The organism is Synechococcales cyanobacterium CNB, from assembly GCA_030263455.1.
In the GTDB taxonomy this organism is placed as follows: domain Bacteria; phylum Planctomycetota; class Phycisphaerae; order Phycisphaerales; family UBA1924; genus CAADGN01.
Genome location: SZOZ01000005.1, coordinates 200,909 through 212,275 on the forward strand (window position 1 = coordinate 200,909; position 11,367 = coordinate 212,275).

Here is an 11,367-nt window from a genome sequence, read left to right on the forward strand (position 1 = left end):
GCAGGCACAGTGGGCTCCCCCTGCTCCCATCCAAGGCACCAAGCGGCGGCAGAGCTATTTAGTAAGGTCGGCAAGGATGTACTATGGAGATTCTTGGTCATGGTATCGACGTTGTGGATGTCGCTCGGATTGCGAGGTTGCTGCGCCGCGACGATGACTTCCTCTACGGGTGGTTTACGAGCCGGGAAATCGACGCCCTCGGCACAAGGGCCGCAGACTCGCAAGTTGTTGCCGGTAGAGTGGCAGCGAAGGAGGCTGCCGCAAAGGCACTGGGCACTGGGTTTGCTGGCGATGTCTCGTGGCAGGATGTCGAAGTTGTACCTTCGGACAACGGTGCGCCGACGATCATCCTCTCAAAAGGCGCCTTGGCGGTGGCAAGGAAAGCGGGGGTGACGGCGCTGTTCGCCAGCATATCGCACGAGCGGACGTACGCTATTGCGAGTGTCATTGCAGCAGGAACTCGACCTACACCATCCCAAGGTACTTGATGCAGCGTTTGTCGAGATCCAATTCAACCTTGCCGCCCTGGTTGTGTTCCACCTGCTTCCACACCTCGTATCCCATGAGGATCGCCCGTTCCCACTCTCCGGTCGTGCATACTGCAACCTCGAAGCTCGATGTCATGATGCGGATAGCCTTCAAGAGGTCGTAGTCAACCGATTTTACGCCCTCAAGCGATTTGTGATCGCGAGCGTATGCGAAGACCAGTGCCGAGATACCTTCCTCGGTAACGATAGCCCGGCCACCGTCTTCTACTTCGTCGATCTTGGGATTACTGCGCCGCTTCCGCTCAAGGTGCTTCCGGATGACCGGGGACCAGCCAAGAACGGCCGCGCACGCCAGGTGAAACACGTCGTGGAATCGATAACCGTCTGGGGTATGGGCATTGTCAGTCAGGGGGTCGCCCATTTGCTTGCCGTCTACGAAGACGCGCGTCTTCTCGGCACCATTCTCAATCCACGGTCGGAAATCAGCAACAAACTGGCGCGGAAAGCGCTCATGTTCTGGGAAGCCAGCGTCGAACGGTCGTGCTCTCGGCTCAAAGAGGAACCCGTCTTGATCGGTTGCCCCCCAGCGTGCTTGAGTCTTTTGGAGGTTCTGCTCTGCGACCTGATTCAGGTCGAGCCCAAATTTCGTCGCCGTCTCAGCAACGTACCAGAGGATGTCACCGAGTTCCTCCGTCACACGATCAGGAAAGCGCTCATGCGCATCACCATCGCGGAGCTTCTTCTTGTACTCGTTCAGAAGTTCGCCGACCTCGCCCGCGAGGCCGAGGATTGGCACCATGATGTCGGAACCGGCAGCATGGACCTTCTTTTCGGTTCGGTGCGCCTTTCGCTGATACTCATGAAGATCCATGGCTTACTCCTGTTGTGCGATGGGATAGAGGGTTTCGATCTGGGGAACCGCAGCCCGTTGCTGCTGCCAGTCTCCAATCAGCTCGTTGAGTCCCCATTTTGGTGGATACCACGGAGTCGGGAGGGTTGGCTTCGGATCAAGGCGCTGCTTGATGCGCGATCGACCAGACAGCCCCTCGATCTCCGGGTGATGGACGCGCGAGTACTTGTCAACCTCGCAGAACAGATTCTGGCAGTCGATGAGCTGCAAACGGCGCCCCCAAAGCGAGCGAAAGGTCAAGCCCAGCCGCTCAAACTCGCGCTCTTGCCGGTCAGCCATGAACTTGATGACCTCCGGCTCGTTCAACCCACCACAGTCAAGAAAGCACTTGCGGATTCCGTCAAGGGCTCCGGGACCTGGAACGACAAAGTCGGACTCAGGGAAGTCAGTGAGTTCGCTGTAGTTGATATCGGTGACGTACTGGTAGGCGAGGAAGTCACCAATCCCTGGGTACGACTTCAGGAGTTCAAACGCCTGCTGCATGCTCCGGCACTCACCGAGCCGACGCGGCACCGCGTCACCCAGCATGCGCTCCAGCAATACCAGGTGATTGCGGTGCTTTCGTTCGTGACCAAGCTCGCGTCCACCAGACGGCATGATGTACGCGGCAGAGTAGATCGAAATGCCCTTGGCCATAGCGCGGCTGAGTATCCTGTCGTACTCGTCAAAACTGTAATCCTCGAAGGTGAGTGGGCCCAAGGCTGCCTCAAGCGCCGTCCAAGTCTCGATCTTGTTGAACAGTTTGAACAGCATGATTCTAAAAAACACCTCATCTGGCTGCGATGGGAGATCCTTTCGGTAGATCACATTCCGGATAAGGTATTGGCTGACACGGTCAGACGCGCGATAGGCATTAGTGAACTTGTATTGTGTGATGATCGGATCGACCGTCCAGGGACGCCGCTTACCCTCGAGACGGCGGAAGAAGACCTCCTGCCTTTCAGCAGCGAATCGCCAATACGTGTCGTATGCGACGGACGGCTTCAGGGGCGAAATGTGGCTGATTATGGTGGGCGATTTTCGAGACGCTTTCGCCCGCGAAGCGGTCGTGTGCGGCCGTCGAGCAAGGTCGGACTTGGCGACGACTTCCTTCCAAAGCACCGCCAGTGTGTCAGCAGGCGCGTTTGTGTTGTCGATGATTGCGACGGGGTAGAGTCGGCGTTCGCGCTCAGCAAGCCGAACGTACTCGTCCGCGAGTCGGTGCCAGTAGGGTAAGGGCTCGTTACGGTTCATGGGGACGGGCCGACGAACCAGCACAGCCAGAGCGGGGCGCACGTTGCCCCAAGCTGACCGCTCCGCTTCAATCAGTGCTTGGAGTCTGCGCCGATGGCAACCGCCTATCAACCCGTACACCCACGCTGACCACCAGAAGCGGTCAAGGAGAACCACCTTTCCTTGCTCCAAGGCTGGCATTATCTGGCGATCAATCGCATCGATATGCGCAGCCACATGAAGAGCCTGCTTTGCCAACTCGGAAATGTCTCCCACTCGCACAGGCCCCTCATCGTGGTGGACCCGATACACCAACTCCCCAACTGTGCCTGGCTGCTTTCCGGGAAAGGACAGTTGTAGGACATTGTGCCCTTGGTTCAGAAGGTGCTCTGCCAGCGCTCGGCACAGGGTTGTTTTTCCAACGCCGTCCGGCCCTTCAAGCACGAGCAAGCGACCTGAAATCGGGCGGCGGGGCATCAGGCCAGTGCTCCGACTGCGGGCGTTGCGGGGCTCAGCGATGCCTCGCACGCTTTGACGACGGCATCGAGGAGCGGACCTTCATGCGGCTTGGCTTCCATTTTCTCGACGCCGACGAAACAGGTGACTCGCGTAAGCGTGAGGCCGACTTCGTTTGCCACGAAGAGACCAAGGCGAGCGAGGCCGAGATAGTTCCCGTAGCCCTTCTCGAACAGTTGCTGCGTCGCATAGAACGCATTGAGCATGAGCGTCCCATCACCAAAGCAAGGAACGAAGGTCACATGCTGAAGGCATGGGAAACCCAGTCGTGCGGCTTTCGTGTGATCTCTCGCAGGGTCGAACACGGACGCCTGAAACTCGGAGACCCGCACACCCTTCTTGCAGCGCTGGATGATGAACTCAAGTTGGTTCCCATCCTCCGGAATCGCGTCCTCCGGAACATGCGGTAGCCGCTCTCCCGTCTTGTGATCGAGGCCATATGCGATGAGTCGACCGAAGTAGAGCCCCCTCCGGTTCTTGTGCGGCTCCATGGCGACGTACTCAGGCAGATTCTCCCGGTACGCGGCGTAGAACGCCATGCGGTCGCCTTTGGCCTGTCGCCACAACGCCTGGGGAAAGATCGTGTTGGCGACAGTCTGGACCCTTTGCATCGCCGCGTCCACCATAACGGCATCCAGTGCGGATCGGATCGCTGGCTCTTCGATGACCCCTCCGTCATCAAACCCTTGGAAGCTCAACATGAGCGGGGCCAGACGATGGCCTGACGTTGATCGCACAGTGAGGAAGGCCTCGGCCCATGCGCGCGAGAGATTCGGCTGATCGATAAGAATGGGATCACTCACCGTCGGTCTCCTCAAGATGGCGGTATCTCGCTAGCCCGGCGTATTGAAAGCGAGACACCCGAACAACTACGCCCCAATCCGCTCCAGGAACAGACGTACGTGCGAGCCCAGGACGGAGAGCGCGAAACACCCGGCCAGCTGCGACATCCGTATACGGCTCGATGTGATCCGAATCGGTAGCTGCATCGCTGGGCAGCAGAATGAGCGCACCGACTTCGGCGTCCAGCGTGCCGATGACGTGATGGTGATCCGCAATCACGAGGTGATCGTTAGCCGGGAATCCCAGTATCCGCTCGCGAATCTTGGGCAGTTTGGACTTGCGCAAGACATCCGCTCTCGCAGGCGCAATGTACCGTAGCGAATGCGCAAGGTGCCCAATGATGGTCTCGTAGCCCACGCCGAAGGACGACGCGATGGTGTAAATCTCTTCGGGCGTTGCCGAGGAGGGATCCAGGCTGCGGGATGCAAAGGCCCGCTTGATAGCCTGAGCCGGCATGAGCAAAAACCCAGCGAAAGCGTCAACGAGAAACTCATTTGGTGAGAAATGACCCTTGTCGGCATCGTCCTTGAGTTTGTCGATGGTCGTACCATGCCCGAAAAAATGGTGCCCGAGTTCGTGGGCGCAAGTGAATGCACGGCGCGCTAGTGGACGCAGTGACGAGATGAGGATCGTCGGCTTGGCCAGAGCCGCATAGATGCCTTCCATGCTAATATCGTCAACGAACTGGACTTTGATCCCGGCGCGGTCGGCGAGCTCGTAGATGCAGAGAGGTGAGCGGAAGTCGTAACCGTACTCCTCACGCACCTCCAGCGAGCGTTCGAGCGCCTGCTTGGCCAAGTCATTTTGCGTGGCGGCAGTCACGCCTTTCTCTCCTGATCCCGCATGGATGCCAGGATGCTGAGCAGCCGATCCAGATCCTTCGGCTTGAGCTTCTGGAGTTCGCGTGCCGCCAGTTGAAGGCGATCGTCGTGCACATCGAGCCGCGTAGTCCCCTCGCCAAGTAGCCACGCAACGCTCACGTCAAATATCTCGGCGAGTTTGGAAAGCTCTTCGGCAGCCACGGCTCGATTACCCGCCTCCATCTCGGTAACCGAGGGACGCTGGAGACCAAGTAGCTTTGCGACTTGCCCCTGGGAAAGGCCGGCCAATCGCCGTGCTTCTCGAATGCGCGACGCGATGATCTGGCGCTTCTCCTGGTCCGTGGTCATGCTGCCTTACCCTCCTTGCCGTACAGTTCACAGAACCTCTTGGCGACACCGCGAAGCGTGAGCTTGGTCTTCCCATCCGAGCCGACGTACGGATTCCGCAAGCGTTTCCCTTTCGCGAGCGTCACGCCCATTGACTTGGCCAGCCCGCGGATGATGTTGGGGATAAGCGTGCTGTCGAAACCGCCGAGAGCATCGAGCGGGCAGATGTCATCCCCAACGTTGTCAGGGTTTTCACCGGCATCCGACTCGATTTCTCGGTGTAGCTCTTTCAGGCGCTCCAAAGCGGTGTTTTCGTCCATGGTCAGGTTCTCCTACTCATGGTCGGATTATCTTACCACTCGTTGGGGCGACTGTCAAGCGGATCGTGGAGCCCGCTTCCCGCCCGCCCCGGTGGCAGGTCAACACCTTCGAGCGGAGCGGGAGACGCGGCCCCTCTCCCGCTCCAAGCCTCACCCTCCACCCCCCACGAGACTTCTCTCGGTTCCGGGCAAGGTCGATAGACGGCCTCGCCGTGGCGCGGACTGAGCCCCCGTGACCTGTCGGTCCTTGCCCCTGACCAGCCCGGTTTCTCCGTTTCACGCTTTGTCGCCCTACGCCGCCTCGCTGAACCGGAGCCAGAATACCGCTCGCAGGGACTCCCGAATCAGTGTTCTTTCGCTCTCCGCGCGGTTGCGGTGGCGGGCATAGCGGGCCCCCGCTATTCGGTATCCACAAGGCACAACGTTTCGGATTGGTTGACCGAAGTGGTGAGGTGAGGTCGTATTCCGTCGAGTGCGGGCTTGAATGGCTCGGTCATGGAATGCCGAGGCTTGACAGCCGACGACAGTGCGGCTTGCATCCAGGTTGCCATCAAGGCATGATTCTTTCGCTACGCCGCAGGGCCAGTCCGGCCTTGTCTGCTGCGGCTATCCTCATTACCATCCACGATGACACCTTGTCGCGTCCTTGTCGTGAGCGCCACGCCCATCGCACTGGCGATGGCCGTAGGAGTTTTTGCAGGCCCTACCTCACGGCTGGGTGGTGCTGAGTCGGCGCCCAAATCCTGTTTGCCCAACGCGGCAGTCGCACCGGTCCTGCGGCTTGACCTCGACCGTGACACCTCGCGGCAAACCGTGGTTGACAGGGAAGACGGCGTCTATCTCGGCCATGTTTCGACAGTGCGGCTCGAGGACGAGACCATCCTCGCCGTGTATCCCAAGGGGCACGGCAGGGGACCGATTGTGCTCAAGCGCAGCGAGGATGGCGGCAAGTCATGGTCGCCGCGTCTTCCCGTGCCCGACTCGTGGGTAACGAGCCTCGAAACTCCGACGCTTTTTCGGGTTGGCAAGTCGGAGCGAGGCGACTCGCTGATTCTGTTCTCGGGGCTTTACCCCATCCGGGCCGCTCGCTCGACCGATAGCGGCCGGACGTGGACGGAGCTCGAGGCCATAGGCGACTTCGGCGGGATTGTTGCGATGGGTGGGCTGGCGGACCTCGGCGAGGGAAGGTTCGTCGCGTTCTTCCACGACGACGGCCGATTTATCGCCGCGACAGGTAATGCCGCAGGGACGTTCACGCTCTACCAGACCTTCACAGAGGACGCGGGGGCAACATGGTCTGCGCCGCGTGCGATCTGGAGCGGATCGGACGTCCACTTGTGCGAACCAGGTGTGGTCGTGTCGCCCGACGGTTCTATGCTCGCGCTCTTGCTCCGCGAGAACCGACGGACGAAGAACTCGCACGTCATGTTCAGCACGGACAGGGCCTCGACGTGGTCCGCGCCGATCGAACTGCCCGCACATCTCACCGGCGACCGGCACATTGCGACATACGCGAAGGATGGGAGGCTGGTCGTGACCTACCGGTGCATGGCCGCCGACGACCCGTGGAAGGGCGACTGGGTTGCGTGGGTTGGGCCGTGGGAGGAGCTTTCGTGTTTGTCGCCAGATGCTGCTCCGCCGTTGATGCCCAGCGACCTCGGCGCGAAGCGACCGAACGCGAGCGATCATCGCTCGTATCTCGTTCGCCTCAAGGACAACCTGACGCCGTGGGACTGTGCGTATGCGGGCCTCGAAACGCTCGCCGACGGCACTCTTGTGGCGACGACGTACGGTACGTGGACCGCCGGCGAGAAGCCGTACATACTGAGCGTCTGCTTTTCTCTCGCGGAACTGGACGCTATCGCTGACGCGATGCTCGGCCGGTAGTTCACACGCACACGCGAGCCGCCCGACTGGCGGCTCGATGGCACGACCGGGACGCGGCACCGAGCGGAGGGCTGACCGGTCTCCGGGAGGCGCGAAGTCTCCGGCTCATCGGCTTTTTGGGGCGGTGTCCGGGGTATGCCCGATATGCGGAGCATGGCAAAGGCCGGACGGGGATCGGTGCGCCCGCGTGGACGCAAGGAAAAACACGAGGCGGATCGGCTACCGGTCTGGCCTCGGTTGTTGTGGGTTGCCGGGGCGGCGGCGTGGGTGTTCCTGGCTGCGAGCCTGGTGAGTTTCAGCCCGGCGGACCCGCCGTCGAACGCGGTCTATCCGCCGAACGACCCGATCCGGAACTGGTGCGGCCCGGTGGGTGCATGGGTGGCGTACCACGTCCTGCGATTCATTGGGTGGGCCGTCTGGTTGCCGCTCGCGGCGACCGGGGCCGGGCTGGTGTTGCCGCTGTTCGGGCGGCGGGTGAGCTGGTTCGGCTTCCGCGTCGGCGGGGTCGCGGTGGTGACGGCCGCGCTCGCCGGGCTGCTCTCGCTCGCGCTGCCGAAGACGGGACCTGTGGCGGGGATGTCCGGCGGCGCGGTCGGCCTGTGGTTGTCGGCGTGGTTCTCGCAGCGCTTCGGCACGCTCGGCACCGTGCTCTGGCTCGTGCCGCTGGGGATAGTCGGCCTCATCCTCGCGTTCGATCGGATGGTTTTCGCCGTGCCAGGATGGCTCTGGCGGCGGTTCGTACCCGCGGCGCGCACCGCGGGCGAGGCGGCTGGGAGCGCAGCGACGGCGACGGCACGCGCGAGCGGTGGACTGCTCGGGGGGCTGCGCTCGATGCTCCGCGACCGAAGGCCGGTTCGCGTGAAACTCGACGACCTTGGGACCGAGGGGGTGGTGGTGAACGAGGAGGAAGAGGCAGAAGTCGAGGTCGGCAGGGAGGAGAGTGCGAAGCGGAGGCGAGCGAAGCCAGAGCGGGTCGAAACCGAGGACGAGGTTGAGGAAGAAGCCGACGAGGAAGAGGTGGAGGACGAACTGCCCGGTCCGGCGCAGGTCTACAGCGAGGATGCTCTGCGGGAGAAGATCGCCAAGCTGCCGGTCCGGTTCGCGGGCAGCCAGCGCAAGATGGCAACCGACGACGACCTGCGCGACCTCCAGAACATGGGCGAACTGAAGGGGTACCGCTTCCCGGGGCTGGATCTGCTCGAATCGCCGGAGGAGAACTTCTCGGAGCGGCTCGAGAGCCTCGTGCGAGGTCAGGCGCGCGCGCTGGAGCATGCGCTCCAGCAGTACCGCATCGACGGCGAGGTCGTCGGCATCGAGTCCGGTCCTGTCATCACGCAGTACGACGTACGCCTCGCGCCGGGGACGAAGGTGGCGGCGTTGCAGGCGGTGTCGAGCGACGTGGCGCGCGCGCTGAAGGCCGTGAACATACGCATCGTGCCGAACCAGGCGGGGCGCGACACGGTGGGCGTGGAGGTGCCGAACCCGACGAAGGAAAAGGTGCGGCTCAAGGAACTGATGAGCAACACGATGGCGTTCGCGGGGATGAAACTCCCGATGTTCCTGGGCAAGGACGCGTCGGGCGAGCCGCTGATCGCGGACCTGACGCAGATGCCGCACATGCTGATCGCGGGCACGACGGGGTCCGGCAAGAGCGTGTGCATCAACACCATCATCATGGGGTTCCTCTACACGAAGAAGCCGAACGAGCTGAAACTGGTGCTGGTGGACCCGAAGATGGTCGAGCTGAGCCAGTTCAAGGAGATTCCGCACCTGATGTGCCCGGTCATCACCGAGATGTCCAAGGCCGCGGCGATCCTGGAGTGGGCGTGCCGGAAGATGGACGAGCGGTACGAACTGCTCGCGGAGGCGGGCGTGCGCGATATCGCCGGGTACAACGACCTGCCCTGGGAGGAGTTGCGGGACCGGTTCAACCCGCAGAGTCCCGAGGAGGAGGCCCGCATCCCCCGGCGGCTTCCCTACATGGTGTTCGTCATCGACGAGCTGGCCGACCTGATGATGACGAACAAGGAGGTCGAGGGTTCGATCATCCGCATCGCGCAGAAGGCGCGGGCGGTGGGGATCCACCTGATCCTGGCGACGCAGCGGCCGCAGGCGAACGTGGTGACGGGCCTCATCAAGAGCAACATGCCGTGCCGGATCACCTTCAAGGTGGCGAGCGGCATGGATTCGCGGATCGTTCTGGACCAGAAGGGCGGCGAGCTGCTGCTCGGGCAGGGCGACATGCTCTTCCTCTCACCGCGCTCGCACAAGCTGGCTCGCGCCCAGGGCACCTTGGTGGACGACAACGAGATCAGGCGTGTCGTGCGGTTCATGCGGGACGTCGCACGCCCCACCTTCGAGCGTCAGTTGCTGCAGATCCGTTCGGGCGGCGGGCCCGATAGCGACGAGGAGCGAATCCTCCAGAGCCAGAACAACTCGTCGGCGAGCCTTAAGGCCGCCCAGGAAGACCCGATGTTCGACCGCGCGGTCGAGATCGTGCTCGAAACGCAGCGGGGGAGCGTCTCTCTGCTCCAGCGCAGGCTTGCGATCGGGTACACACGCGCCAGCCGGCTCATTGACCTCATGGGCATCGCGGGGATCATCGGCGAGCACAAGGGATCGGTGGCGCGCGAGGTGATGATCACGCCCGAGGACTGGGAGCGGATGAAGCAACTGGCGAACGAGGAGGCTCGCGCCACGGGCCAGACACCCGTGTTCACAGGTGAACGACCGCTCTTCCCTGAGGCGGCAAGCGAGGCGGAGAAGGAATGGGAAGCGGCGAACCCGCCGCCAATCGAAGGGCAAGACGCCGACTCGGACGACGACGACGAGGACCGGGAGGACGAAGAAGACGACGACAGCGAGGATGGGGACTGGGATGACGATGACGAAGATGGTGAGGACGACGAGGATGGTGAAGACTGGGACGAGACGGACGAGGGAGCACAAGAGGAGTCCGAGGGAGAAGACCGGGACGATCAGCCCAGGTCACCGGAGGCATCCGCGGACGAGGAGGAGGACGGCGGTGGCGTCGATTCCGACCGACCGTCCGGGCGGGCTGCCGGGAGTCTGTTCCCCACCTCGTAGTCGGGCAGAGGGCGGGAGTGTGCGATCTACGCAGCCGCGCCGGCGGGCTTCGGTATGACTGACGGCCGCTGAACGGGCATTGCGGTGAAGCCGGACGACCGCCCTTCCGAACCTATACTGCGGCCCTCCGGGATTCGGTCGCCCGTCGTGAGTGCCCACGCGGCCGTGCCCTCCACCGACACATGACCCCTGAGAAAGGAACCGTGATGACCCGAACGCTGCTGACGGCCTGCCTAACCGGCTCCACGCTGTGGTGCCTGCCCGCGTTGGCGGACCTGCCGCCCGTGCTCGACCGTGTCCCGACGGAAGCGTCGATCATCGTCGCCATCGCCAACGTCTCCGAGACGCACGGCGGCATCAAGGGCTACGTTGATCGGTTCGGTGTCGAGGATGCGGCGGCCCAACTCGCCCTTCTCGAAGCCATGCTGACCAGCGACGGCATGAACGCGGCCGGCTCCGCGGCGTTCGTCATGCTCGATCCGGGGACGACCTACATGCTGCTCCCCGTCAGCAACTTCAACGCGCTCATCGCCGGCCTCGGCGGCGAAGTCGCGGACGGCTTCGGCCAAGCCGACGTGATGGGCGAGACGGCGTTCTTCCGCGATCTCGGCGGCGGGTTCGCGGCCGCCGGCCCGGACGAGGGCACGCTGCGCGGCCTGTCCTCCACTTCGGGCAGGATGGACGCGCACACCACGCGGCTCGGCAAGACCGGCATGGCCGTTGCCGAGCAAAGCGACATGGTCGTGATCGCCGACGTGCAAGCACTCCGCCCCCAGATCGAAGAGGGAATGGAGGGCATACGCCAGCAGATGCAGTTCATGGCGATGATGGGCGGCCAGGCCGAGCAGATGGGCGCGGCCATAGGCGTCATTGACGCCCTGTCGGGGGCGATCACGCGCGACGGCCGCGTCGCCCTCATGGGCGTGGACTTCGCTGACGACGGCGTGCGTCTGGAC

At 62.8% G+C, this 11,367-nt stretch carries 9 protein-coding genes; 3 read left to right on the forward strand and 6 right to left on the reverse strand.

Translation table 11 applies throughout. The features are described 5' to 3' along the window. Window positions 1-83 precede the first annotated feature (83 nt). Entirely contained in the window at window positions 84-488 is a 405-nt protein-coding gene (gene acpS, locus FBT69_07000) for a holo-[acyl-carrier-protein] synthase (protein MDL1904544.1), read from the forward strand. Here acpS and FBT69_07005 read toward each other — a convergent pair. From FBT69_07005 to FBT69_07030, 6 genes are read right to left on the reverse strand one after another with little or no spacing between them, the layout of a single operon-like run. Further along, complete coding sequence (locus FBT69_07005; protein MDL1904545.1) at window positions 466-1,359, reverse strand: nucleotide pyrophosphohydrolase; 894 nt, start codon at window positions 1,357-1,359, stop codon at window positions 466-468. The two genes, acpS and FBT69_07005, sit on opposite strands and share 23 nt — an antisense overlap. Window positions 1,360-1,362: 3 nt before the next feature. Further along, complete coding sequence (locus FBT69_07010) at window positions 1,363-3,087, reverse strand: thymidylate kinase (protein MDL1904546.1); 1,725 nt, start codon at window positions 3,085-3,087, stop codon at window positions 1,363-1,365. Then, window positions 3,087-3,929: a thymidylate synthase gene (locus tag FBT69_07015; protein MDL1904547.1), complete on the reverse strand. Its 843-nt coding sequence runs from the start codon at window positions 3,927-3,929 to the stop codon at window positions 3,087-3,089. The genes FBT69_07010 and FBT69_07015 overlap by 1 nt, the downstream gene beginning before the upstream one ends. Further along, complete coding sequence (locus tag FBT69_07020) at window positions 3,922-4,791, reverse strand: ImmA/IrrE family metallo-endopeptidase (GenBank protein MDL1904548.1); 870 nt, start codon at window positions 4,789-4,791, stop codon at window positions 3,922-3,924. Before FBT69_07020 ends, FBT69_07015 begins: the two co-directional genes overlap by 8 nt. After that, window positions 4,788-5,138 (reverse strand): helix-turn-helix transcriptional regulator, encoded by a 351-nt coding sequence (locus tag FBT69_07025; GenBank protein ID MDL1904549.1) that lies wholly within the window; start codon window positions 5,136-5,138, stop codon window positions 4,788-4,790. Before FBT69_07025 ends, FBT69_07020 begins: the two co-directional genes overlap by 4 nt. After that, window positions 5,135-5,437, reverse strand: coding sequence for a hypothetical protein (locus tag FBT69_07030; protein MDL1904550.1), 303 nt, complete (start codon window positions 5,435-5,437; stop codon window positions 5,135-5,137). The genes FBT69_07025 and FBT69_07030 overlap by 4 nt, the downstream gene beginning before the upstream one ends. 627 nt (window positions 5,438-6,064) lie before the next feature. Between FBT69_07030 and FBT69_07035 the strand changes: the two genes are divergently transcribed. Both FBT69_07035 and FBT69_07040 read left to right on the forward strand, forming a co-directional pair. After that, the gene (locus FBT69_07035; protein MDL1904551.1) at window positions 6,065-7,324 is read left to right on the forward strand and encodes an exo-alpha-sialidase; all 1,260 of its coding nucleotides are present in this window, start codon (window positions 6,065-6,067) and stop codon (window positions 7,322-7,324) included. Between the two features lie 135 nt (window positions 7,325-7,459). Further along, window positions 7,460-10,411, forward strand: a complete 2,952-nt coding sequence (locus FBT69_07040; GenBank protein ID MDL1904552.1) for a hypothetical protein — start codon at window positions 7,460-7,462, stop codon at window positions 10,409-10,411. The last annotated feature ends 956 nt before the right edge of the window (window positions 10,412-11,367 follow it).